The organism is Lentibacillus halodurans (assembly GCF_900112045.1).
Classification (GTDB): domain Bacteria; phylum Bacillota; class Bacilli; order Bacillales; family Amphibacillaceae; genus Lentibacillus; species Lentibacillus halodurans.
This window is the reverse complement of record NZ_FOJW01000017.1, coordinates 25,049-49,078: the sequence shown is the minus strand read 5'-3', so window position 1 is coordinate 49,078 and position 24,030 is coordinate 25,049. Positions and strand designations below refer to the sequence as shown.

General features: G+C 44.2%; 36 protein-coding genes. All 36 read right to left on the bottom strand.

Annotated features, from left to right (window positions below):
- Positions 1 to 247: 247 nt before the first annotated feature.
- Entirely contained in the window at positions 248 to 601 is a 354-nt protein-coding gene (gene rplQ / locus BM195_RS16185) for a 50S ribosomal protein L17 (protein ID WP_090240932.1), read from the bottom strand.
- A 310-nt stretch (positions 602 to 911) separates the two neighbouring features.
- Positions 912 to 1,856 carry a DNA-directed RNA polymerase subunit alpha gene (locus BM195_RS16180; protein ID WP_090240930.1) on the bottom strand — a complete coding sequence of 315 codons (945 nt, stop codon included), beginning with the start codon at positions 1,854 to 1,856 and terminating at the stop codon, positions 912 to 914.
- A 281-nt stretch (positions 1,857 to 2,137) separates the two neighbouring features.
- Complete coding sequence (rpsK, locus tag BM195_RS16175; RefSeq protein ID WP_090240928.1) at positions 2,138 to 2,530, bottom strand: 30S ribosomal protein S11; 393 nt, start codon at positions 2,528 to 2,530, stop codon at positions 2,138 to 2,140.
- Between the two features lie 21 nt (positions 2,531 to 2,551).
- On the bottom strand, positions 2,552 to 2,917 hold the full coding sequence (gene rpsM / locus BM195_RS16170) for a 30S ribosomal protein S13 (RefSeq protein WP_090240926.1): 366 nt from the start codon (positions 2,915 to 2,917) through the stop codon (positions 2,552 to 2,554).
- A 107-nt stretch (positions 2,918 to 3,024) separates the two neighbouring features.
- Positions 3,025 to 3,138 carry a 50S ribosomal protein L36 gene (gene rpmJ, locus BM195_RS16165; RefSeq protein WP_090240924.1) on the bottom strand — a complete coding sequence of 38 codons (114 nt, stop codon included), beginning with the start codon at positions 3,136 to 3,138 and terminating at the stop codon, positions 3,025 to 3,027.
- A 37-nt stretch (positions 3,139 to 3,175) separates the two neighbouring features.
- The gene (infA, locus tag BM195_RS16160; protein ID WP_010529010.1) at positions 3,176 to 3,394 is read right to left on the bottom strand and encodes a translation initiation factor IF-1; all 219 of its coding nucleotides are present in this window, start codon (positions 3,392 to 3,394) and stop codon (positions 3,176 to 3,178) included.
- A gap of 19 nt (positions 3,395 to 3,413) precedes the next feature.
- A complete protein-coding gene (locus BM195_RS16155) occupies positions 3,414 to 3,707 on the bottom strand; it encodes a KOW domain-containing RNA-binding protein (RefSeq protein WP_090240922.1) in 294 nt (97 codons plus the stop codon).
- Between the two features lie 187 nt (positions 3,708 to 3,894).
- Complete coding sequence (locus BM195_RS16150; RefSeq protein ID WP_090240921.1) at positions 3,895 to 4,539, bottom strand: adenylate kinase; 645 nt, start codon at positions 4,537 to 4,539, stop codon at positions 3,895 to 3,897.
- Positions 4,540 to 4,574: 35 nt separating this feature from the next.
- Positions 4,575 to 5,867, bottom strand: a complete 1,293-nt coding sequence (secY, locus tag BM195_RS16145) for a preprotein translocase subunit SecY (protein WP_090240918.1) — start codon at positions 5,865 to 5,867, stop codon at positions 4,575 to 4,577.
- Positions 5,867 to 6,307, bottom strand: coding sequence for a 50S ribosomal protein L15 (gene rplO / locus BM195_RS16140; RefSeq protein WP_090240917.1), 441 nt, complete (start codon positions 6,305 to 6,307; stop codon positions 5,867 to 5,869). The genes secY and rplO overlap by 1 nt, the downstream gene beginning before the upstream one ends.
- Before the next feature lie 31 nt (positions 6,308 to 6,338).
- Positions 6,339 to 6,521, bottom strand: coding sequence for a 50S ribosomal protein L30 (gene rpmD / locus BM195_RS16135; RefSeq protein ID WP_090240915.1), 183 nt, complete (start codon positions 6,519 to 6,521; stop codon positions 6,339 to 6,341).
- Between the two features lie 13 nt (positions 6,522 to 6,534).
- Positions 6,535 to 7,038, bottom strand: coding sequence for a 30S ribosomal protein S5 (gene rpsE, locus BM195_RS16130; RefSeq protein ID WP_090240913.1), 504 nt, complete (start codon positions 7,036 to 7,038; stop codon positions 6,535 to 6,537).
- 24 nt (positions 7,039 to 7,062) lie between these two features.
- On the bottom strand, positions 7,063 to 7,425 hold the full coding sequence (gene rplR, locus BM195_RS16125) for a 50S ribosomal protein L18 (RefSeq protein WP_090240911.1): 363 nt from the start codon (positions 7,423 to 7,425) through the stop codon (positions 7,063 to 7,065).
- Between the two features lie 32 nt (positions 7,426 to 7,457).
- Positions 7,458 to 7,994 (bottom strand): 50S ribosomal protein L6, encoded by a 537-nt coding sequence (gene rplF, locus BM195_RS16120; protein WP_090240908.1) that lies wholly within the window; start codon positions 7,992 to 7,994, stop codon positions 7,458 to 7,460.
- A gap of 29 nt (positions 7,995 to 8,023) precedes the next feature.
- Positions 8,024 to 8,422 carry a 30S ribosomal protein S8 gene (rpsH, locus tag BM195_RS16115; protein ID WP_090240905.1) on the bottom strand — a complete coding sequence of 133 codons (399 nt, stop codon included), beginning with the start codon at positions 8,420 to 8,422 and terminating at the stop codon, positions 8,024 to 8,026.
- Between the two features lie 30 nt (positions 8,423 to 8,452).
- Positions 8,453 to 8,638 carry a type Z 30S ribosomal protein S14 gene (locus tag BM195_RS16110; RefSeq protein WP_077324032.1) on the bottom strand — a complete coding sequence of 62 codons (186 nt, stop codon included), beginning with the start codon at positions 8,636 to 8,638 and terminating at the stop codon, positions 8,453 to 8,455.
- A gap of 38 nt (positions 8,639 to 8,676) precedes the next feature.
- Entirely contained in the window at positions 8,677 to 9,216 is a 540-nt protein-coding gene (rplE, locus tag BM195_RS16105) for a 50S ribosomal protein L5 (RefSeq protein ID WP_090240903.1), read from the bottom strand.
- A gap of 26 nt (positions 9,217 to 9,242) precedes the next feature.
- The gene (gene rplX, locus BM195_RS16100; protein ID WP_090240901.1) at positions 9,243 to 9,554 is read right to left on the bottom strand and encodes a 50S ribosomal protein L24; all 312 of its coding nucleotides are present in this window, start codon (positions 9,552 to 9,554) and stop codon (positions 9,243 to 9,245) included.
- 40 nt (positions 9,555 to 9,594) lie between these two features.
- Positions 9,595 to 9,963 carry a 50S ribosomal protein L14 gene (rplN, locus tag BM195_RS16095; protein ID WP_090240899.1) on the bottom strand — a complete coding sequence of 123 codons (369 nt, stop codon included), beginning with the start codon at positions 9,961 to 9,963 and terminating at the stop codon, positions 9,595 to 9,597.
- Between the two features lie 43 nt (positions 9,964 to 10,006).
- Positions 10,007 to 10,270, bottom strand: coding sequence for a 30S ribosomal protein S17 (gene rpsQ, locus BM195_RS16090; RefSeq protein ID WP_090240897.1), 264 nt, complete (start codon positions 10,268 to 10,270; stop codon positions 10,007 to 10,009).
- A gap of 23 nt (positions 10,271 to 10,293) precedes the next feature.
- Positions 10,294 to 10,494, bottom strand: coding sequence for a 50S ribosomal protein L29 (gene rpmC, locus BM195_RS16085; RefSeq protein WP_090240895.1), 201 nt, complete (start codon positions 10,492 to 10,494; stop codon positions 10,294 to 10,296).
- Positions 10,484 to 10,918, bottom strand: coding sequence for a 50S ribosomal protein L16 (gene rplP, locus BM195_RS16080; RefSeq protein WP_090240893.1), 435 nt, complete (start codon positions 10,916 to 10,918; stop codon positions 10,484 to 10,486). Before rplP ends, rpmC begins: the two co-directional genes overlap by 11 nt.
- A gap of 18 nt (positions 10,919 to 10,936) precedes the next feature.
- Positions 10,937 to 11,578, bottom strand: a complete 642-nt coding sequence (rpsC, locus tag BM195_RS16075) for a 30S ribosomal protein S3 (RefSeq protein ID WP_090240891.1) — start codon at positions 11,576 to 11,578, stop codon at positions 10,937 to 10,939.
- A 3-nt stretch (positions 11,579 to 11,581) separates the two neighbouring features.
- Positions 11,582 to 11,923: a 50S ribosomal protein L22 gene (rplV, locus tag BM195_RS16070; RefSeq protein WP_090240889.1), complete on the bottom strand. Its 342-nt coding sequence runs from the start codon at positions 11,921 to 11,923 to the stop codon at positions 11,582 to 11,584.
- An 18-nt stretch (positions 11,924 to 11,941) separates the two neighbouring features.
- Positions 11,942 to 12,220 (bottom strand): 30S ribosomal protein S19, encoded by a 279-nt coding sequence (gene rpsS, locus BM195_RS16065; RefSeq protein WP_090240887.1) that lies wholly within the window; start codon positions 12,218 to 12,220, stop codon positions 11,942 to 11,944.
- Between the two features lie 54 nt (positions 12,221 to 12,274).
- Positions 12,275 to 13,111, bottom strand: coding sequence for a 50S ribosomal protein L2 (gene rplB / locus BM195_RS16060; protein WP_090240885.1), 837 nt, complete (start codon positions 13,109 to 13,111; stop codon positions 12,275 to 12,277).
- Between the two features lie 29 nt (positions 13,112 to 13,140).
- Positions 13,141 to 13,428 (bottom strand): 50S ribosomal protein L23, encoded by a 288-nt coding sequence (gene rplW / locus BM195_RS16055; protein ID WP_090240883.1) that lies wholly within the window; start codon positions 13,426 to 13,428, stop codon positions 13,141 to 13,143.
- A complete protein-coding gene (gene rplD / locus BM195_RS16050; RefSeq protein WP_090240881.1) occupies positions 13,425 to 14,051 on the bottom strand; it encodes a 50S ribosomal protein L4 in 627 nt (208 codons plus the stop codon). Before rplD ends, rplW begins: the two co-directional genes overlap by 4 nt.
- A gap of 26 nt (positions 14,052 to 14,077) precedes the next feature.
- A complete protein-coding gene (rplC, locus tag BM195_RS16045; protein ID WP_090240879.1) occupies positions 14,078 to 14,707 on the bottom strand; it encodes a 50S ribosomal protein L3 in 630 nt (209 codons plus the stop codon).
- Between the two features lie 29 nt (positions 14,708 to 14,736).
- Positions 14,737 to 15,045 (bottom strand): 30S ribosomal protein S10, encoded by a 309-nt coding sequence (gene rpsJ, locus BM195_RS16040; RefSeq protein ID WP_090240877.1) that lies wholly within the window; start codon positions 15,043 to 15,045, stop codon positions 14,737 to 14,739.
- 409 nt (positions 15,046 to 15,454) lie between these two features.
- The gene (gene tuf / locus BM195_RS16035) at positions 15,455 to 16,645 is read right to left on the bottom strand and encodes an elongation factor Tu (RefSeq protein ID WP_090240875.1); all 1,191 of its coding nucleotides are present in this window, start codon (positions 16,643 to 16,645) and stop codon (positions 15,455 to 15,457) included.
- A 126-nt stretch (positions 16,646 to 16,771) separates the two neighbouring features.
- Entirely contained in the window at positions 16,772 to 18,850 is a 2,079-nt protein-coding gene (fusA, locus tag BM195_RS16030; RefSeq protein WP_090240873.1) for an elongation factor G, read from the bottom strand.
- 42 nt (positions 18,851 to 18,892) lie between these two features.
- Positions 18,893 to 19,363 (bottom strand): 30S ribosomal protein S7, encoded by a 471-nt coding sequence (rpsG, locus tag BM195_RS16025; protein ID WP_090240871.1) that lies wholly within the window; start codon positions 19,361 to 19,363, stop codon positions 18,893 to 18,895.
- A 38-nt stretch (positions 19,364 to 19,401) separates the two neighbouring features.
- Positions 19,402 to 19,821: a 30S ribosomal protein S12 gene (rpsL, locus tag BM195_RS16020; protein WP_090240869.1), complete on the bottom strand. Its 420-nt coding sequence runs from the start codon at positions 19,819 to 19,821 to the stop codon at positions 19,402 to 19,404.
- A 136-nt stretch (positions 19,822 to 19,957) separates the two neighbouring features.
- Positions 19,958 to 20,209: a ribosomal L7Ae/L30e/S12e/Gadd45 family protein gene (locus tag BM195_RS16015; protein ID WP_090240968.1), complete on the bottom strand. Its 252-nt coding sequence runs from the start codon at positions 20,207 to 20,209 to the stop codon at positions 19,958 to 19,960.
- A gap of 116 nt (positions 20,210 to 20,325) precedes the next feature.
- A complete protein-coding gene (rpoC, locus tag BM195_RS16010) occupies positions 20,326 to 23,937 on the bottom strand; it encodes a DNA-directed RNA polymerase subunit beta' (protein ID WP_090240867.1) in 3,612 nt (1,203 codons plus the stop codon).
- Positions 23,938 to 24,030 lie beyond the last annotated feature (93 nt).

Here is a 24,030-nt window from a genome sequence, read left to right as displayed (position 1 = left end):
AACCATTGAGCCTCCTCGCTCGTCCCACACTGCAAGGTCTCAATTGGCTTGTTTTTCTGCAGGAGTCCCCACATATTTCCCTCTACTGGTTCATCTTGCAGTGAGTTCGAAATTTAAGTAACAATGAATAAAAACATCTTGAAGAAATCATCTTCTTTAAAGTTAACGGACGTGCTTTAATGCAAAAAAAGGGCTTGGATTCACCTCTCGGAAGAGATTCTGTCCTGCCCTTATCGTATCGCCTGCATTAAACAAGTTCGATAATTGCCATTTTTGCTCCATCGCCTTGACGCGGCCCCAGCTTAAGGACACGTGTGTAGCCGCCCTGTCTGTCCTCATAGCGGGCAGCGATGTCATCGAACAGTTTTTGAATAACTTTTTCGTCTTCGTTTGCCTCCTGGTCATACAGGAAAGCTGCTGCCTGGCGACGTGCATGAAGATCACCACGTTTGCCAAGCGTAATCATTTTTTCTACTGTTGATTTCAGGTCTTTAGCCTTTGCCTCTGTCGTTTCAATCCGCTCATGGATAATTAAATCAGAAGCAAGGTTTCGAAGCATTGCCATACGATGGTCTGTTGTACGACCTAATTTTCTGGCCATGGACTATCCCTCCCTTTTACTGTTGCTATTGACTTCTATAGTCAATTCTCTGTGCGTCATGACTAAATAACTTTAGTCACGTCCAGCTCCCAGCGATTAGCACTACTTCTCTCGCCCGGGCCTGCAGGATGCAGGTAAGTTCGACGTTGCCAAGGACGTGGGGTTCTTAGTCGAACATCCTTGTGATGTTTGACTGCGGCTAGTAGGGAAGTTCAGCTAAACCCGCCGCGATGCGCGGCAACGCCGATCCACCTGCGACGCGCAGGCGCAGTCCGTACGTAGCTAACTGGTCGCTTCCGCATTTGTTACATTAGTCGTCATCACGCAATCCTAAACCTAAATCTGCCAGTTTCTCTTTTACTTCTTCCAGCGATTTGCGGCCCAGGTTACGCACTTTCATCATATCTTCTTCCGATTTATTGGAAAGCTCTTGAACAGTATTAATCCCGGCACGTTTCAAGCAATTATAGGATCTTACAGACAGATCAAGTTCTTCGATGGTCATTTCCATGACTTTTTCTTTCTGATCCTCTTCTTTTTCAACCATGATTTCTGCTTTTTGCGCTTCATCAGTCAAGCCGACAAAAATATTAAGATGTTCATTAAACACTTTTGCACCTAAAGAGACGGCTTCTTCAGGGCGGATGCTTCCATCGGTCCATACATCCATTGTCAGCTTATCATAGTTTGTTATTTGCCCGACTCGGGTATTCTCCACCTGATATGTGACACGTGAGACCGGTGTAAAAATGGAATCAATTGGAATAACGCCAATTGGATGTTCATCACGTTTATTTGCTTCAGCTGGACGATAACCGCGGCCGCGCTCTGCCGTAATCTTCATATGCAGACTTCCATTGCCGTTGATAGTGGCAATTGCCAGATCCGGATTTAATACCTCCACATCGCTATCATATGTCAAATCTGCAGCCGTAACTTTTCCTTCTCCCTGCACATCAATCTCCAATGTCTTCACGTCATCAGAATAAATTTTCAGTGCAAGCTTTTTCAAGTTCAAAATAACGGATGTCACATCTTCAACAACCCCTTCGATTGTTGAAAATTCGTGTTGCACACCATCGATTTGAACTGAAGTAACAGCAGCACCTGGAAGTGAGGATAGCAAAATACGACGCAAGGAGTTTCCTAGAGTAGTACCATATCCACGTTCAAGCGGTTCGACGACGAACTTCCCAAATGTAGCATCATCGGTGATCTCTACCGTTTCTATTCCCGGCTTTTCAATTTCGATCATTCTGTAAAACCCTCCTTTAAAACGTCGAAATCCCGGTTAGACGGCCAACAATGTCTAACCGAAATTCCCCAAATAGGCAGTTGGCGTTTCTGCGCTAAGAATTCTTGGTATACCTTTGTCTCTGTCTTGCTGTATCAGGTTTGATCAAAAAGGATAAGAAGCGCCTATTGACATGCTTTGGCAATTGCTGCAAAAAGGGCAGGTTGATTTTCCTTTTCGAACTTATATTTTTAGCTATCATAACCCATTATAGACAGGGTGACAAATTCTATACGGTACAATTATACACGACGACGTTTTGGCGGGCGGCAGCCATTATGCGGAACTGGTGTTACATCACGAATCGCGGTAACTTCCAATCCAGCTGCCTGCAATGAACGAATTGCTGCTTCACGACCGGCACCAGGCCCTTTAACCGTTACTTCCAGCGATTTCATACCGTTATCGACTGCATTTTTTGCAGCCGTTTCAGCCGCCATTTGTGCAGCGAATGGTGTTGACTTACGGGAACCTTTAAAACCAAGTGCACCTGCAGAGCTCCATCCGATCGAATTCCCTTTTACATCTGTAATGGTTACAATCGTGTTATTAAATGTGGAACGGATATGTGCTATACCCGTATCAATATTTTTTTTCACACGACGTTTACGTGTTGTATTTGGTTTGCGTGCCATTGATGTTCACCCTCCTTTACATTACTTTTTCTTGTTTGCCATCGTACGACGAGGACCTTTACGTGTTCGTGAGTTGTTTTTCGTTTTTTGACCACGCAATGGCAACCCACGGCGATGTCTGATCCCTCTGTAAGATCCGATTTCAATCAGGCGCTTAATGTTAAGAGATGTTTCACGGCGGAGATCACCCTCAACGGAATAATCGCCGATTGCTTTACGGATACTGCTTAATTCATCTTCTGTCAGATCGCGTACACGCGTATCCTCGGAAACACCTGCTTCTTTAAGAATCTCCTGGGCAGTGCTTTTTCCGACTCCATGAATATACGTCAGCGAAATAACCACACGTTTGTCACGTGGGATATCGATACCTGCAATACGTGCCATAGTTTATTAGCACCTCCTGTTTAATATTTTTTAGATCGGTACTCTGACCGATTCACTTCAATCCGGCCTCTTATGTCAGACTTCTGAAATCCGCGGTCAGCGGTTTCTTAGCCCTGTTTTTGCTTGTGTTTCGGATTATCGCAAATCACCATTAATTTGCCTTTTCGCTTAATGACTTTGCAATTCTCACAAATTGGTTTTACAGATGCTCTGACTTTCATCATCTTTACCTCCTTTTATATCGGAGCTCATGCGAGTCTATTTATAACGGTACGTAATTCGCCCTTTGGTTAAGTCATACGGTGAGAGTTCTACCGTTACTTTGTCACCAGGTAAAATGCGGATGAAATGCATACGGATTTTGCCGGAAACGTGGGCTAATACCGTATGGCCGTTTTCCAGTTCCACATTAAACATGGCATTCGGTAGCGTTTCAGTTACGGTACCTTCCACTTCAATTACATCGTCTTTAGCCATCGTGTTGATCTCCCTTCTTCTAATCAGTCACAAGTTCATTCATAAATTTCGTTACGGCAAACCGCAATTTGCCATTTGTGACACGACCGGTTTCTAGAAGGCTGTTTTGGACTTCTGGAGATATATAATCCATCACTTCAATATGATGCAGATTCTTTTTCTTTGGCCGATCATATTTACGTTTTTCCCCATCTGCCAGCAAGACATACCGGTTATCGATCAGTTTCAGCACAACCGCGTATTGACCTGCTTCGCGTCCTTGCAAAATACGAACAACTTGACCTATTCGCGGAATCGAATCAGCTTCGTTCAACAACGATCACCTTCACTTAGGCTTTAAATTTCACAACCAACATCGTCCGATAATCACATGATTTCCTTTATCAGTTCACATCACGCTCATACTGGATCATAAACAGATTGTCATAAATTATACCCACGGCAACCATTATACCGTTATCTGCGCCGGAATGCATCTATTCGGTATACAGCCTGAAAATTTATTTTTCGATTGCTGATTGAATATCTTGAAATACCTGATCAATTTCCTGATCACCATTAATGGTTACAAGTGATCCTTTATCATGATAGAAATCCAATAACGGCTTCGCCTGCTTCAGGTTTACTTCAAGGCGGTTTTTCACTGTGTCGGCCTGATCATCTTCGCGCTGTATTAATTCGGAACCGTCATGGTCACATCTTCCCGCTTGTTCAGGAGGATTATAGATAACATGATAAGTTGCTCCACATGTCGGACAAACTCTGCGGCCCGTCAGACGCTCTACTAAATGTTCTTCCGGTACATCCACATGTAATACATAATCAATTGATGTACCCATTTCGTTCAATAAGGATTGTAAGGCCTCAGCCTGAGCAATCGTCCGCGGAAATCCGTCCAACAGGAATCCATTCTTGCAGTCATCTTTACTCAGACGTTCTTTTACGATTCCGATTGTCACATCATCTGGAACCAGTGCGCCCTGATCCATATATTCTTTAGCCTTCCTGCCGAGTTCAGTTCCTTCCTTAATCGCTAAACGGAACATATCTCCTGTTGAAATATGAGGGATGTGATATGCTTCATTAATTTTCTCTGCCTGTGTTCCTTTGCCAGCACCCGGCAAACCCATCAAGATTAAATTCAACAATACTTTCCCCTCGCTCTCATTGGCAGCTTGCTTTACTTAATAAAACCTTTGTAATGCCGTTTCACCAGCTGGCTTTCCAATTGTTTCATTGTCTGCAGGGCTACACCTACAACGATCAATAAGCTTGTGCCGCCGATTTGTACTGCCTGAGGCAGATTTGCAAGACCGCCTAAAACAATAGGCAGCACAGAAACCGCTGCTAAAAAGAGTGCCCCTACAAATGTCAGCCGGTACATGACACGTGTGAGATACGTTTCTGTATTGCGGCCAGGACGTATACCCGGAATATATCCGCCTTGTTTTTGCAGGTTTTCGGCCATTTGTTCCGGGTTAACCTGAACAAATGTGTAGAAATACGTAAACGCAATAATCAACCCTACATAGATGACCATCCCAACTGGCTGGGTATAATCAAAAATGGTTTCGATTGTTGCTGCTATTTCATTACCTTCAAAAAGTCCTGCGACTGTCCTTGGCGCAATAATAAATGCAATTGCAAAGATGACCGGGATAACGCCTGCAGCATTAACTTTCAGCGGCAAATGCGTCGAGTGGCCACCAACCGGTGACCGATTCACCAGTTTTTTGGCGTATTGGATTGGTATTTTGCGCAGTGCCTGCTGGATAAAGATAACACCGACAGTAACTGCCACTACTACCAATGCGATTAATGCGACAATGACAATGTTGATGAATAATTCATCACCAGCATCAACGAAATACTGACTGTATAATTGATTCACGCCATTTGGAACCGCCGCAACAATCCCGGCAAAAATGAGAATGGAAATGCCGTTGCCGACGCCATTTGCTGTGATCTGTTCGCCCAGCCACATCAAAAATGCTGTTCCACTTGTCAGTATGATCGCAATCACAAGAAACTTCCACACACTCGGTTCACTTATCAGCATGCCCCCGGCCATCGCATTGAAACCGATCGACATGGCAATCGCCTGGATAAATGCAAGGACAACCGTTCCATAGCGGGTAACCTGGGCAATTTTTTTACGGCCCATTTCGCCTTGCTTTTTCCACTCAGTGAACTTTGGCACGACATCCATCTGCAAGAGCTGCATAATGATGGACGCTGTAATGTAAGGCATAATCCCCATTGCAAAAATGGAGAAATTCTGCAATGCCCCGCCGCCAAATGTGTTTAAAAAGCCGAAAACATTTTGTTGGTTCATAAAATCAATGGCGTCTCTATTTGTATATGGTACTGGAATAAATGTACCAAGACGGAAAACAATTAACATTAATAATGTGAAAACAATCTTCCGTCTGATATCGCCTACTCGCATAAAATTGGAGATTGTACGGAACATTAAACCACCTCTGTTTGACCGCCCGCTGCTTCGATTGCTTCTTTCGCTGAAGCAGAGAACTTATGAGCTTTTACAGTGAATTTTTTTTCAACATTTCCTTTTCCAAGCACTTTAATGCCGGATTTCGGTTTGCTGACGACACCTTCTTCAAGTAATAGCTCAGGTGTAATTTCCGTGCCCTCTTCAAAACGATTTAAAGCATCCAAGTTTACAATAGCAAATTCCTTACGGTGAACATTGGTAAATCCGCGTTTGGGCAGGCGCTGGAACAAAGGCATTTGTCCGCCTTCAAAGCCTGGGCGGGTATTGCCGCCGGAACGTGCTTTTTGCCCTTTATGCCCTCTACCGGATGTTTTTCCATTGCCGGAGGACATTCCACGGCCAACGCGATTGCGCTTTTTACGACTTCCTTTTGATGACTTTAACTCATGAAGTTTCATTGTGTACACCTCCTCTTACGCTATAAAATCATTACACTTCTTTAACCGTTACGAGATGGGATACTTTATCGATCATACCACGTACGGCTGGTGTGTCTTCACGTACGACAGATTGACGAATTTTTTTCAAACCCAGTGATTGTATAGTCTGACGTTGTCTTTCTGTTTGGCCGATAATACTGCGCATGAGGGTGATCTCTAATTGTTTAGACATAGTTATTCCCTCCTTATCCTAACAGTTCTTCTACAGATTTGCCGCGTAGTTTAGCTACGTTTTCTGCCGTTTTCAAATTTGATAAACCGTTTAATGTTGCACGAATCATGTTGATTGGTGTATTGGAACCAAGTGATTTAGTCAGGATATCGCCGACACCTGCAAGCTCAAGGATAGCACGCACAGGGCCGCCGGATATAACTCCCGTACCTTCTGTAGCTGGTTTCAGCAATACATTTCCTGATCCGTATTGTCCATGAATTTCGTGCGGGATCGTTGTTCCGACTATTGGCACCTCTATCAGATTTTTCTTCGCATCGTCAACAGCTTTCTTAATGGCTTCCGGCACCTCTTTAGCCTTTCCGGTCCCAAAGCCTACATGACCATTTTTATCGCCGACAACAACCAGTGCAGCAAAGCGGAAATTTCGTCCACCTTTTACGACTTTCGCAACGCGGTTAATTGCAACAACACGTTCTTCAAGATCTAATTTGTTTGGATCAATGCTAGTATGCATCTATGTCCCTCCTTTATTTCACAATTAAAATTCTAGACCGGCCTCGCGAGCAGCATCTGCCAATGCTTTCACACGTCCATGATAAAGGTAGCCTCCACGATCAAATACAACAGCATGATATCCTTTATCTTTCGCACGACTTGCAACCAGTTCGCCTACTTGCTTCGCTGCCTCTGCATTACCTGTAGCCTCGAGGCTTAATTCGTTATCATTGGTAGAAGCACTTGCCACAGTAACACCAGCATTATCATCAATTAATTGTGCATAAATGTGTTTATTTGAACGGTACACATTCAGACGCGGGCGCTCTTCTGTCCCAAAGACATTCTTGCGGACGCGCGCGTGTCTTTTTTTGCGTACATCGTTTTTGTCAGGTTTTGTGATCATCAAGGTCACTCCTTTCTGCTCCCTAACTTGCCTTACTTAGCAGTTTTACCTTCTTTACGGCGTACATACTCGTTTTCATAGCGGATCCCTTTGCCTTTATAAGGCTCAGGTGGTCTGATTGCCCGAATGTTTGCGGCAACTGCACCGACCAATTCTTTATCGATTCCTTTCACAACAACTCGTGTGTTTTGCGGTACATCAATTTCAATACCCTCAATTGGTTCTACTTCAACTGGATGCGAATAACCTGCATTGACAACGATTTTATCGCCTTGCTTTTGAGCACGATAACCGACACCGGTGATCTCAAGAGCTTTCTCGAATCCGTTGTGGACACCCTCTACCATATTAGCGATCAGGCTGCGGGTTGTACCGTGCAGTGCACGATGTTCCTTATGCTCACTCGGGCGCTCAACAGTCAGTACATTATCTTCCACAACGATTTTCATATCCGGGTGAAGATCCCTTGTCATTTCACCTTTTGGGCCTTTCACCGTAATGGTCGTTCCATCAAGTTTTACATCTACACCCTCAGGAATTTCTACTGGTTTCAGTCCGATACGGGACATCCTTACACCTCCTGTCTTAAATGTTTAAATTACCAAACATATGCCAGTACTTCGCCGCCGACAGCCTGTGTGCGTGCTTCTCTGTCGGAAAGTACACCATTTGATGTTGACACGATAGCAATACCTAAACCATTCAGTACACGAGGTACTTCATCGGCTTTTGCATATACACGTAATCCGGGCTTACTGATACGTTTGATACCTGTAATGACGCGTTCATCATTTGCACCGTACTTCAGGAATATACGCAGAATACCTTGTTTGTTATCTTCAATGAATTCATAATCACGTACAAATCCTTCACGTTTCAGGATATCAGCGATTTCTTTCTTCAAGTTCGAAGCCGGAAGCTCCAACTTTTCATGACGTACCATGTTGGCATTACGAATACGAGTCAACATATCTGCAATTGGATCTGTCATAACCATTACTACATTACCTCCTTCCCGAATCGGGGTTTACCAGCTTGCTTTTTTAACACCAGGAATTTGCCCTTTATAGGCCAGTTCACGGAAACAAATACGGCAAAGTTTAAATTTGCGGATTACAGAATGCGGACGGCCACAACGTTCGCACCTTGTGTATTCGCGCACTTTAAATTTTTGCGGGCGTTTTTGTTTCGCAATCATTGATTTTTTCGCCACAATTTTCCCTCCTTGTATTAGCTCTTAACGACCCTTTCTTATTTTTGAAAAGGCATGCCAAGCTGAGTCAACAATTCACGTGCTTCTTCATCCGTATTCGAAGTTGTGACGATAACAACATCCATACCACGCACTTTGCTTACTTTATCGTAATTAATTTCCGGGAAAATCAGTTGTTCTTTAATACCTAATGTGTAATTGCCGCGGCCATCAAAAGCCTTCTTGGAAATACCGCGGAAGTCACGGACACGCGGAAGTGATACAGCAATAAGTTTTTGCAGAAACTCATACATCCGGTCACCTCGAAGTGTCACTTTGGCTCCAATTGGCATCCCTTCACGCAGACGGAATCCGGCAATTGACTTTTTGGCACGAGTTACGACTGGTTTTTGTCCGGTAATCAATGCAAGTTCCTCAACTGCATTATCCAATGCTTTAGAATTTTGAACGGCATCACCGACACCCATGTTAATAACGATTTTCTCGATGCTTGGTGCCTGCATAACAGAATCATAATCAAATTTATTCATCAAAGATGGCAATACTTCATCTTGATATTGTTGTTTCAATTCGTTCATCATGTCGCCCTCCTTTCGCCTGCGAACTATTTATCGATTGCTTCTCCGGATTTTTTAGCGATACGGACTTTTTTTCCATCACGATTTTCATAACCGACGCGGGTCGGTTCACCGGATTTCGGATCAACTAGCATGACATTGGAAACATGAACGGCTGCTTCCTGGTTAAGAATTCCACCTTGCGGATTATCCTGTGAAGGCTTTGCGTGTTTTTTGATCATATTGACCCCTTCTACCAAAACACGTTCCTTTTTCGGATAGGCTTCTAAAATCGTTCCTTCTTTTCCGCGGTCTTTACCGGAGATTACTTTAACTTTATCACCTTTTTTTACATGCATGTTTGACGCACCTCCCTATACAAGGCATTTCATGATTAACTTATAATACTTCCGGAGCCAGGGATACGATTTTCATGAATCTGGCGTCACGTAATTCACGCGCAACTGGTCCAAAAATACGAGTACCACGTGGACCTTTATCGTCACGGACAATTACTGCAGCATTTTCATCAAAACGAATATAGGATCCGTCATTTCGGCGTACACCTGATTTCGAACGGACAATAACGGCTCTGACTACCTCGCCTTTTTTGACAACGCCTCCTGGTGTTGCTTCTTTTACCGTGCAAACAATGACGTCACCAATATTAGCTGTTTTTCGTCCTGAACCGCCCAGAACTTTGATAGTTTTTACTTCACGCGCACCAGAGTTATCTGCAACTTTCAAACTGGTTTCTTGCTGAATCATACGCTTGAGACCTCCCTTCGGATAACTACCGAGCGAACTTTAATTAGATAATGACCGCTTCTTCAACGATTTTAACTAGACGGAACCGCTTAGTAGCTGATAGCGGACGGGTTTCCATGATTTGAACAACGTCGCCAACCTTGGCTTGGTTATTTTCATCATGTGTCTTGAACTTCTTAGAATATTTGACGCGCTTGCCGTACAGTTTATGGAACTTATACGTCTCAACCAGAACAGTGATGGTTTTGTCCATTTTATCTGATACGACACGGCCTGTGTATACTTTACGATTATTACGTTCACTCATTATGAGGCTAACCTCCTCTCAGGTTAATTATTGACGCTTAATTCACGTTGACGTACGACGGTTTTCATGCGGGCAATTGTTTTTTTCACTTCACTGATCCGTGCAGTGTTCTCCAATTGGCCGGTTGCTAATTGAAAGCGTAAATTAAATAGTTCTTCTTTTAACGATTTGACTTTTTGTTCAATTTCGGCAGTGGTTAATTCTCTAATTTCATTAGCTTTCATTTGTTTCACCACCAATATCTTCACGTTTTACAAATTTCGTTTTAATCGGCAGTTTATGAGAAGCAAGCCGTAATGCTTCACGAGCCACTTCCTCCGATACACCTGCGATTTCAAACATGATCTTTCCTGGTTTGACAACTGCTACCCAGCCTTCAGGGGCACCTTTACCGGAACCCATACGAACTTCAAGGGGTTTTGCAGTATATGGTTTGTCAGGAAATATTTTGATCCAAACTTTACCGCCACGTTTCATGTAACGTGTCATGGCGATACGGGCTGCCTCAATTTGTCTGCTAGTGATCCAGGTTGGCTCAACAGCCTGCAGTCCATATTCACCAAAAGCTACTGTTGTTCCACCTTTTGCTTGACCTTTCATACGGCCACGGTGCTGTTTACGAAATTTAACACGTTTAGGCATTAACATAATGCATGTCCCCCTTCCTTAATTATCATTTTTTGTTGGAAGGACTTCTCCACGATAGATCCACACTTTGACACCAAGTTTACCATAAGTCGTGTCTGCTTCTGCTGTGCCATAGTCAATATCAGCACGCAATGTGTGCAATGGAACAGTTCCTTCACTGTAATGTTCCGCACGGGCAATATCAGCGCCGCCCAAACGTCCGGAAACTTGTGTTTTAATACCTTTTGCTCCTCCGCGCATCGCACGTTGAATCGATTGTTTTTGTGCACGGCGGAACGAAATACGATTTTCCAGCTGACGGGCTATGTTTTCAGCAACTAATGTGGCGTTCAAGTCTACCTTCTTGATTTCGACAATGTTGATGTGAACCCGTTTGCCTGTCAGGCTGTTTAGTGATTTTCGCAGTGCTTCCACTTCAGATCCGCCTTTACCAATTACCATTCCCGGTTTGCCGGTATGAATCGTGATATTAACACGGTTTGCGGCACGTTCAATGTCAATATGCGAAACAGCAGCTGTGCGTAGGCGGTTTTCGAGATATTCTCTGATTTTAATGTCTTCATGTAGTAAGTCTGCATAGTCCTTGCCGGCATACCACTTCGATTCCCAATCACGGATAACGCCGACGCGAAGACCTTTAGGATTTACTTTTTGACCCACTGACTATCCCTCCTTCTTTTCTGTTACCACGATTGTCACATGACTGGTGCGTTTGTTGATTTGGCTTGCACGTCCTTGTGCACGTGGACGGAAACGTTTCAATGTGACGCCTTCATCGACAAATGCTTCTGAAATGACCAGATTGTCTGGTTCCATTTCATAATTGTGTTCTGCATTCGCAACAGCAGAATTCAAAACCTTTTCTACGACTGGTGAAGCACCACGTTGTGTATGACGCAAAATGGCGATGGCTTCACCAATCTCTTTTCCTCGAATCAAATCTACGACTAAACGAACTTTACGAGGAGCAATACGAACAGATTTCGCAACGGCTTTTGCTTGCATGTAGAGTGCCTCCTCTCATTAGCGTTTTGTTTTCTTATCATCACCGGCATGCCCTTTAAACGTACGGGATGGGGCAAATTCACCCAATTTATGACCGACCATATCTTCTGTTACGTAAACGGGTACGTGTTTCCGCCCGTCATAAACAGCAATGGTATGCCCGACAAAATTAGGGTAAATCGTTGAACGGCGTGACCAAGTTTTAATGACTTGTTTTTTATCGGCTTCATTTAAACTTTCAACTTTTTTCAAGAGATGGTCATCTGCAAAAGGTCCTTTTTTCAAGCTCCGACCCATGGATAAACCTCCTTTCGCAATTAACGACGATTTTTTCTCCGTCAGAATATACGGTTATTTTTTGCGTTTGCGTTCACGTACAATATATTTGTTCGAAGGCTTATTGCGCTTTCGTGTCTTGTATCCGATGGTTGGTTTGCCCCACGGTGACACTGGTGACTTAAGACCGATTGGTGCACGTCCTTCACCACCACCATGCGGGTGATCGTTAGGGTTCATGACAGAGCCGCGAACAGTCGGGCGCTTGCCTAACCAGCGTGAACGACCTGCTTTACCGACACGGACCAATTCGTTTTCAAGATTACCAACTTGCCCGATTGTAGCACGGCATGCGGATAACACTAAACGAACTTCTCCTGATGTCAGACGGACGAGTGTATATTTGTCTTCCCGTCCCAAAACCTGTGCATCAGCACCAGCTGAGCGTACCAACTGAGCACCGCGTCCCGGTTTCAATTCAATGTTATGAATGATTGTACCAACTGGGATATCCTTTAATGGCAAGGCATTACCCATTTTGATGTCTGCATCTGCTCCAGACTGAATTTCCTGTCCTGTTTTCAAACCTTTCGGGGCCAATATATAACGTTTTTCCCCATCTGCATAATGGATTAATGCAATATTGGCTGAGCGGTTCGGATCATATTCGATCGTAGCAACGCGCCCTGGTATGCCATCTTTGTCGCGTTTAAAATCAATTATGCGGTACTGACGCTTATGGCCGCCGCCTTGATGACGAACTGTCATTTTTCCCTGGTTATTACGTCCGCCGCGTTTGTATAGCGGGCTTAACAGAGACTTTTCCGGGGTTTTCGTTGTAATTTCTGCAAAGTCGGACGCAGACATATTACGTTTACCATTTGACGTTGGTTTGAATTTTTTGATCGCCATCTTTTTTCCCTCCTTCACATTCTGTTTATTTAGCCTTCAAAGAAATCCAGTTCTTTACTGTCTTCCGAAAGCTGCACAATCGCTTTTTTACGGTCTGGACGAAAACCGCCATAGCGGCCCATCCGCTTGAATTTACCTTTAAGATTCATGGTATTGACACGTTCTACTTTGACATCAAAAACAAGTTCAACAGCATCTTTAATTTCTGTCTTGTTCGCTTTTGGATTTACTTCAAACGTATATTTCTTTTCCGACATCAGGTCGGCAGAATGTTCTGTTATGACGGGGCGCCTTAAAATATCACGCGGGTCTTTCATTGTGCAAGCACCTCCCCTGCTTTTTCAGCTGCATCTTTTGTAATGATGAGCTTGTCATGCATCAGCAAGTCCAATACATTCATTTTTTCTACAGTCATCACTTGTGCATTTGGAAGATTGTTTGCCGAACGAATCACATTCTCATCTTTGTCAGCTGTTACAATCAGCACTTTTGTATCAACATTCAATGCATCAAGCATTTTCACGATTTCTTTCGTTTTCGGAGCATCAATCGCGATGTCTTCCAAAACAACCAGATTATCGTCTTGTACCTTAGAAGACAAAGCTGATTTAAGCGCTAGACGACGGACTTTTTTTGGCAGCTTATAACTGTAGCTGCGTGGCGTTGGGCCAAAAACAGTTCCGCCGCCTACCCATTGCGGTGCACGGATGGAACCTTGACGAGCACGGCCTGTGCCTTTCTGACGCCATGGTTTGCGTCCTCCGCCGCTTACTTCCGAACGGTTTTTCACATCATGTGTACCTTGGCGCAGTGACGCGCGCTGCATAACGACAGCTTCATGCAATACATGTGTATTGGGCTCAATACCGAATACAGAATCATTCAATTCCATATCTCCGGCTTGGATCCCGTCTTGTTTTAATAGTGCTACTTTAGGCATGACATATCCTCCCTTCGTCTGTATGATTAATTAGCCTTAATTGCACTCGTTATTCTGACGAATGATTTCTTTGCACCAGGAATATTTCCTTTGATCAATAATAGATTTCGTTCAGTATCTATTTTTACAACCTCAAGGTTTTGAATGGTGACTTGTTTGCCGCCCATTTGACCAGGCATTGTCTGACCCTTGAAAACACGCATCGAGTTAATATCTCCCAATGCACCCGGCTTTCTATGATAGTGTGAGCCGTGTGTTTCCGGACCGCGCTGCTGACCATGACGTTTGATAGCGCCCTGAAAACCTTTCCCTTTAGTTGTTCCTGTCACATCAATCTTATCGCCTGCCTGAAAAGCATCAACGCCTATTTCCTGACCAACTTCATATTCATCAGGATTTGCGTTACGGATTTCACGAACGTAGCGCTTAGGGGTTGTGTTTGCTTTTTCAGCATGACCTTTTTCCGCTTTATTTGAACGTGATTCCTTTTTCTCTGCAAAACCGAGTTGTAGTGCTTCATAGCCATCGTTTTCAAGTGTTCTTTTTTGAAGAACGACGTTAGGCTCAGCTTGAATGACAGTTACCGGTGTTAATTCACCCTCTTCTGAAAAGAGCTGTGTCATGCCGATTTTGCGGCCTAAGATTCCTTTCGTCATCCGTTACACCTCCTATAATTATCAATTGTTTATAGTTTAATTTCAATATCAACACCTGATGGCAAGTCAAGACGCATTAACGAATCGACTGTCTGCGGTGTTGGGTTGACAATATCGATTAAACGTTTATGAGTACGCATTTCAAACTGTTCACGTGCATCTTTATACTTATGCGTGGCACGCAATACCGTGTAAACAGATTTTTCTGTAGGCAATGGTATTGGTCCGGAGACATTTGCGCCGGAACGTTTTGCTGTGTCCACAATCTTCTCGGCTGATTGATCTAAAATGCGATGGTCATACGCTTTTAACCGAATTCTAATCTTCTCTTTTGCCATTATTTTCCCTCCTTTTCGCCTATTTTATAATAGTGCTGCTCCATGAAAATTTCTTGATAGCCAGCCATGGCAAAGGGGCCGGGTGTATCAACAACCTTTCACTTCATCGCTTTTTTGACCAACATTAATAGTATATAAAAAATATCTGGTCAATGCAACCTTTTATTGCGTGATTATGAGATTGCACATCTATGTATTATACAAACTTATGACGCTGAATGCAAGGGATGGAGTAGTTTTTTTATCGAACAGGATCTTTTCATAATATTAATTCTCACAATTTAAATAAACTGCGACGCATTGGATGATGGTTCAACTGCCATTCCGATAGAATACAGTAAAGAAAAACAGGCAGCGCTTGTGTGCTGCCTGTTTTAAGACCCGGATCCGGAAAACTCACATAAAACGTTTATTCCTGGATTTCTGTTACAACGCCAGATCCAACGGTACGTCCGCCTTCACGGATAGAGAAACGGGTACCATCTTCAATGGCAATTGGTGAAATCAATTCAACTTCCATTTCAATGTTATCTCCAGGCATTACCATTTCAACGCCCTCCGGAAGTGTGATAACACCAGTTACGTCAGTCGTACGGAAGTAGAACTGCGGACGGTAATTGGCAAAGAATGGTGTATGGCGTCCACCTTCATCTTTGGACAATACATAGACTTCTGCTTTGAACTTTGTATGTGGTGTAATGGAACCTGGCTTTGCCAAAACCTGACCACGGTTGATGTCCTCACGTGAAACACCGCGAAGCAATGCACCGATGTTATCACCAGCTTCAGCATAGTCAAGCAACTTACGGAACATTTCCACACCTGTTACAGTTGTTTTGCCTAGATCTTCAGCGAGACCAACGATGTCTACTTCATCACCAACTTTAACTGTTCCGCGTTCAACACGGCCAGTTGCAACGGTACCACGGCCAGTGATGGAGAATACGTCCTCAACAGGCATCATGAATGGCTTGTCATGATCGCGTTCCGGAGTTGGGATATATTCGTCGACCGCTGACATCAGTTCATAGATTTTTTCCTCATATTCTGCATCGCCTTCAAGTGCTTTCAAAGCTGAACCTTTTACGACTGGAATATCATCTCCAGGGAAGTCATATTCAGTCAAAAGATCACGGACTTCCATTTCAACGAGTTCAAGAAGTTCTTCGTCATCAACCATGTCAACTTTGTTAAGGAATACAACAATCGCCGGAACACCAACGTTACGTGAAAGCAGAATGTGTTCACGAGTTTGCGGCATTGGACCGTCAGCAGCAGATACGACCAAAATAGCGCCGTCCATTTGTGCTGCTCCAGTGATCATGTTTTTAACATAGTCAGCGTGTCCCGGGCAGTCAACGTGTGCGTAGTGACGGGAATCAGTCTCATATTCTACGTGAGATGTCGCGATGGTAATACCGCGTTCTTTTTCCTCCGGCGCATGGTCGATTTGATCAAATGCCATTGCTGTACCTTTACCGGATTTTTTATGCAATGTAGACGTGATAGCTGCAGTTAAAGTAGTTTTGCCATGGTCAACGTGTCCAATTGTTCCAATATTCACGTGACTTTTTGAGCGATCAAACTTTTCTTTAGACATGTATAGTTCCTCCTTTAATGAATATAAAAGTATTTTTTGAAATTTTATGTGCAGCCAAGAATAAACCGATCATGCTTATTCTTAGCCTTCAATAAAAGTTATACGTCAGTTTGCGAAAAAAATCAATTATTCTCCCGCATTTTTCTTAATAATTTCTTCAGATATGCTCTTTGGCACTTCTTCATAGTGATCAAAGTGCATCGTGAAAGTTCCGCGTCCCTGGGTGTTCGAGCGCAATGATGTCGCATAACCGAACATTTCGGCAAGCGGTACGAATGCCCTGACAACCTGTGCGGGCCCGCGTGGTTCCATACCTTCTACACGTCCGCGGCGGGATGTAACGTCACCCATGATGTCACCCATATATTCTTCAGGAACGACAACTTCAACTTTCATCATTGGTTCAAGCAAGACTGGCTTACACTTGGTTTTAGCCTCTCTGAGTGCCATCGATCCGGCAATTTTAAAGGCCATTTCGTTCGAGTCAACGTCATGGTAACTTCCATCATATAATGTTGCCTTCACATCAATCAGTGGATAACCGGCCAACACACCATTTTCCATTGCTTCCTGTATCCCTGTATCAACGGATGGTATATATTCGCGCGGTACAACACCACCGACGATTTTATTTTCGAATTCGTAGCCTGCACCTTCATCATTTGGTTCAAATTTAACCCAAACATGACCGTATTGTCCACGTCCACCGGATTGTCGGATAAACTTCCCTTCGACCTCGGCAGACCCGCGGAACGTTTCGCGATAGGCTACTTGTGGTGCACCGACCTGTGCTTCAACTTTAAATTCGGTTTTCAGGCGGTTAACGATGACGTCCAGGTGCAACTCCCCCATACCAGAGATGATGGTCTGACCGGTTTCGTTATCTGTTTCGGTATTGAATGTAGGATCTTCTTCCGCCAGTTTACCCAATGCAATCGCCATTTTATCCTGATCGGCTTTTGTTTTTGGCTCAATAGCAACGTCAATAACCGGTTCCGGAAAGTCCATGGATTCAAGAACAACAAGATCTTTTTCATCACATAGCGTATCCCCGGTTGATGTATCTTTCAACCCGACACCAGCTGCAATTTCACCGGCATAGACTGTCTTGATTTCCTCACGGGAGTTTGCATGCATCTGCAGAATACGCCCTACACGTTCACGCTTATCTTTGACAGAGTTTTTGACATATGACCCGGAATCCAGTGTACCGGAATATACCCGGAAGAATGTCAGCTTTCCGACATATGGATCTGTCATCACTTTAAACGCCAGCGCGGAAAATGATGCTTTATCATCAGAAGGACGTGTTGTCTCTTCTTCACTACTTGGGTCGAAACCTTCAATCGGCGGTACATCCGTTGGTGCTGGAAGATAGTCAATGACACCGTCCAACACGAGTTGAACACCTTTGTTTTTAAATGCTGAACCACAGTATACCGGGTAGAATTCAACATTTAATGTTGCTGTCCGGATGGCCTTTTTCAGATCTTCGTTGGAGATCTCTTCTCCTTCAAGGTATTGCATCATGAGATCTTCATCAACTTCCGCTACAGCCTCAATCAATTCAGCGCGCAATTCCTCGGCCTTTTCTTTATACTCGGCAGGAATTTCACGGGCTTCCGCGCGGGTTCCAAGTTCATCCTCATAGTAATATGCCTGCATCGTTATCAGGTCAATGATACCTTCGAAATTGTCTTCAGCACCAATTGGCAGTTGCACTGCATGTGCATTAGCGCCCAGGCGTTCCTTTAGTGAATTGGTTGAATACATGAAATCTGCACCAACCTTATCCATTTTATTAACAAAGACAATTCTTGGCACACCATATGTGGTTGCCTGGCGCCACACAGTTTCTGTCTGCGGCTCCACGCCTGATTGCGCGTCAAGAACCGTAACAGCACCGTCCAGTACACGCAAAGAACGTTCAACTTCAACTGTGAAATCCACGTGTCCCGGTGTATCGATAATGTTTATACGGTGATTTTTCCATTGGGCAGTGGTTGCAGCAGAGGTGATCGTTATGCCACGCTCTTGTTCCTGCTCCATCCAGTCCATCTGGGATGCACCTTCATGGGTTTCACCAATTTTGTGAATGCGTCCTGTATAGAAAAGAATACGCTCGGTAGTAGTGGTTTTTCCTGCATCAATGTGAGCCATAATACCAATGTTACGCGTCTTTTCCAAGGAGAACTCTCTAGCCATGTATTCTTCTCCTTTCTCTTGAAAGCTTTTATTTAATTATGATTACCAACGATAGTGAGCAAATGCTTTGTTTGCCTCGGCCATCTTGTGTAATTCCTCACGTCTTTTAACAGACGCTCCGGTATTATTCGAAGCATCAAGAATTTCATTAGCAAGACGCTCTTCCATCGTTTTCTCTCCACGGAGACGTGAGTAGTTCACAATATAACGCAAACCTAATGCCTGACGACGTTCCGGGCGAACCTCCATCGGCACCTGGTAGTTGGAGCCACCAACACGGCGTGCACGAACTTCCAGAACAGGCATGACATTTTTCATCGCTTGTTCAAACACCTCCATTGCGTCCTGGCCGCTTCTTTCCGAAACAAGTTCGAACGCATTATAGAGGATTTTCTGTGCTTTCCCCCGTTTCCCGTGAATCATGATCTGGTTGATCAAACGGGTGACTAATTTTGAGTTGTAAAGCGGATCAGGCAAAACATCGCGTTTAGGTACTGGTCCTTTACGTGGCATATATTCCCCTCCTTTCGATGATCTATTACACAAACATGTTATTTTTTAGCTTTTGGTTTTTTGGTACCATATTTTGAACGGCCTTGTGCACGACCTTCAACACCTGCAGTGTCAAGGGCGCCACGTACAATGTGATAACGAACACCCGGCAAGTCTTTTACACGACCTCCACGGATCAGCACAACACTATGCTCCTGCAAGTTGTGTCCAATACCAGGAATGTATGCTGTCACTTCCATGTTGTTGGACAAACGAACACGTGCATATTTACGCAGTGCTGAGTTCGGCTTCTTCGGAGTCAATGTTCCGACACGGGTGCATACGCCACGTTTTTGCGGTGCATCTTGGTCTGTAAATTGATTTTTGAAACTGTTGTACCCTTTGTTCAGCGCCGGGGAGTCAGATTTTTTAGCTTTACTGACACGGCCTTTGCGTACAAGTTGATTTATCGTAGGCATTTCCATTTTCCTCCTTTCTCATTTATGAATCAATACACGGATAACCACCTATTTTAAAAGCAATCATAATACCACATATCCAGGTGGTTCATTTTTTCGTAAAAAACAAAGCTTTCGCGATAAATCGCCAAAACCTTTATTGTTTTACTGCGGCAACTGATGCATCTACATCAATACCACAAGCAGCCCCAAGTTTTCGCTTGGAGTCCACACGATGGCAGGGCACACCTGACGCTCGAGCCAAGTGCTCCACCTTTTGTGTGATTTGCTGTTCTGCATCATCAGCAATAAACACTTCACTTGCAGCCCCATGTTTGATGGCTTTAAGTGTTTGTTTCGTTCCGATTATTAATTCTGATCGAAACCGGGTCACTTTTTCATAAGACATCCGCATATCCTCCAAAGTAACAAGTATAATCGGAAGCACCCTGAATATATTACCATCCCGGGTTTCTGTTGTCAATGTCATATGCGTTATTTTTTCGGGTGCTCCCGACGTTTATACTATTGTACCGTCTCGGTCTCTTCCGGCTCTTCTATATTTTCTTCTGGTTCATCCAGTGATGTTTCAAGTTTGCGGTAGCGTCCGATACCAGTACCAGCAGGGACCAATTTACCGATAATGACATTCTCTTTAAGCCCCAGCAGTTCATCACGTTTACCTTTAATGGCAGCATCCGTCAGTACACGGGTTGTTTCCTGGAAGGATGCCGCAGACAAGAATGAATCAGTTTCCAATGATGCTTTTGTAATACCGAGCAATACAGGTTTACCGACTGCTGGCTCTTTTCCTTCCTGTAGTACAGTCCGGTTGGCATCCCTGAATTGGTGGATTTCGAGCAATGATCCTGGAAGTTCATCTGTATCACCTGATTCGGCAACACGGATTTTGCGCATCATTTGCCGTACCATAACCTCTACGTGTTTGTCACCAATTTCAACACCTTGCATCCGGTATACTTTTTGCACTTCACGCAGCAGATACTGCTGTACCCCTTCGATGCCCTGCACACGGAGCAGTTCTTTTGGATCAACAGAACCTTCTGTAAGTTCCTGCCCGGCAATGAGTTCATCGCCAACAGAAATTTTCATGCGTGCATTGTAAGGCACAGGATATGTCCGCTGCTCCACATCACCCTGGACAATAACTTCTTGTTTATCTTTCAGTTCTTTTATTTCCTGAACCGTTCCATGGATTTCACTGATCACTGCCTGACCTTTTGGATTACGTGCTTCAAACAGTTCCTGGATACGTGGTAAACCTTGTGTAATATCATCACCTGCAACACCACCTGTATGGAAGGTACGCATGGTTAACTGTGTACCAGGTTCACCGATGGATTGTGCGGCGATAATACCTACCGCTTCGCCGACTTCAACCTCATCACCGGTAGCCAGGTTGCGGCCATAGCATTTTTTACAGACGCCATGTTTTGTATTGCATGTAAACGCAGACCGGATAATGACTTCTTCAACACCTGATTCAACGATTTGTTTTGCCTGGTCTTCGTTCATCACTTCATTTTTACCGACGATGACAGCATCGGTTTCCGGATGGCGGACATTTTCAAAGGCTGTACGTCCGACCAAGCGATCAAGCAACGGCTCAATCACCTCTGTATCATCTTTTAAAGCCGAAACCGTCAAACCGCGATCAGTTCCGCAGTCATCTTCACGAATGATCACATCCTGGGCAACATCAACGAGGCGACGTGTCAGATAGCCCGAGTCAGCTGTTTTCAGTGCTGTATCAGCTAGACCTTTCCGGGCACCGTGTGTGGAGATAAAGTACTCCAATACTGTCAGACCTTCCCGGAAGCTGGACTTGATTGGCAGTTCCATGATCTCACCGGCAGGATTGGCCATCAGACCACGCATTCCGGCAAGTTGTGTAAAGTTGGATGCGTTACCCCGCGCACCGGATTCACTCATCATAAAGATTGGATTTCGTGTATCCAGTGATTCCATCAGGCGATCTTGGATATCATCCTTGGCTTGTGACCAGATCGAAATGACACGATCATACCGTTCATCATCTGTGATTAACCCGCGCCTGAACTGTTTCAACACTTTATCCACCTTATCCTGAGCACTTTCCAGGATTTCTTCTTTTTCCTTCAGCACAACAATATCAGACACACCTACTGTCATACCTGCCTTTGTTGAGTAGCTGAATCCAAGATCCTTCATGCGGTCAAGCATTTTGGACGTTTCGCTGATCTTAAACCGTTTGAACACTTCTGCGATAATATCGCCCAAGATACCTTTTTTGAACGGAAGGATAAGGTCACGTTTTTTAATTTCTTCACCAACATCCGTGGCCTGATCAACAAAATATTTATCCGGTGTTTCAACTTCCAAATTATGAATGGTTGGCTCATTAATGTATGGAAATGAATCCGGCAAAATCTCGTTGAAAATCAGTTTACCAACTGTTGTTAAGAGCATTTGATCCTGCTGTTTGGCGGTAAATGATTTTTTGTTTAAGCTTGAAGCCTTAATCGCAACACGTGAATGCAGGTGAACATAACCATTCTGATAAGCAAGCAGCGCCTCATCGGTATCTTTGAATCTGCTGCCTTCTCCAACTGCACCTTCACGTTCCAGTGTCAAATAGTAATTACCTAAAACCATATCCTGTGACGGTGTAACAACCGGTTTACCGTCTTTTGGATTCAGGATATTTTGTGCAGCAAGCATCAGAACACGTGCTTCCGCCTGTGCCTCTGCTGAGAGTGGAACGTGTACAGCCATTTGGTCACCATCAAAGTCGGCGTTATAAGCAGTACAGACCAGCGGATGCAGACGGATGGCACGGCCTTCCACAAGTACAGGTTCAAATGCCTGAATACCCAGACGGTGCAATGTTGGTGCACGGTTCAGGAGTACTGGGTGTTCTTTAATAACTTCCTCCAGAACATCCCATACTTCCGGATGTACCCGTTCAATTTTCCGTTTAGCCGATTTGATGTTATGAGCAAACCCTTTTTCAACAAGTTCCTTCATAATAAACGGCTTAAATAATTCCAGTGCCATTTCTTTCGGCAGTCCGCATTGGTACATTTTCAGACTTGGACCAACGACGATTACGGAGCGTCCGGAATAATCAACACGTTTACCAAGCAAGTTTTGGCGGAAACGGCCTTGTTTTCCTTTCAGCATATGTGACAGGGACTTCAATGGACGGTTGCCGGGGCCTGTAACAGGACGTCCTCGGCGACCATTATCGATCAGCGCATCAACGGACTCTTGCAGCATACGCTTTTCATTTTGGACAATAATACTTGGAGCACCAAGATCCAACAAGCGTTTCAGGCGATTGTTCCGGTTAATGACACGGCGGTAAAGATCATTCAAATCTGAAGTTGCGAAGCGCCCGCCGTCAAGCTGTACCATCGGACGAATTTCCGGTGGTATAACTGGCAATACATCAAGAACCATCCATGATGTATCATTGCCTGAATTCCGGAATGACTCCAGTACTTCCAGTCGTTTAATGGCACGAGTTCTGCGTTGTCCCTGCGCTGTTTTCAGTTCCTCTTTTAATGTTTCAACCTCTTTTTCGAGATCGATATCCTGCAGGAGTTTGCGGATTGCTTCTGCTCCCATTTGCGCTTTGAAGGAAGCACCGTATTTTTCGTAATAGGCACGGTATTCTTTTTCAGAAAGAAGCTGTTTCTTTTCTAATGGCGTATCGCCAACTTCGGTTACAATGTATGCAGCGAAATAGATGACTTCTTCCAGAGCGCGAGGTGACATATCCAGTACTAGACCCATCCGGCTCGGAATCCCTTTAAAATACCAAATGTGTGATACGGGGGCAGCTAATTCAATATGACCCATACGTTCACGGCGAACCTTTGCTTTTGTAACCTCTACTCCGCACCGGTCACAAACAACACCCTTATAGCGTACCCGCTTGTATTTACCGCAATGGCATTCCCAGTCCTTTTGCGGCCCAAAAATACGTTCACAGAAAAGCCCGTCTTTTTCCGGCTTTAAGGTACGGTAGTTAATGGTCTCCGGTTTTTTAACTTCGCCATAAGACCATGAGCGAATTTTTTCTGATGAAGCCAGCCCGATTTTCATGTACTCAAAATTATTTACATCCAGCAAGGGTCTACCTCCCTTATTAGTGTCCGAATTTGCCAGATCATGAAACCGGCTCTCTTGCCGGTTTCATCTGACCTGATCTTTGTCATCAGCCTT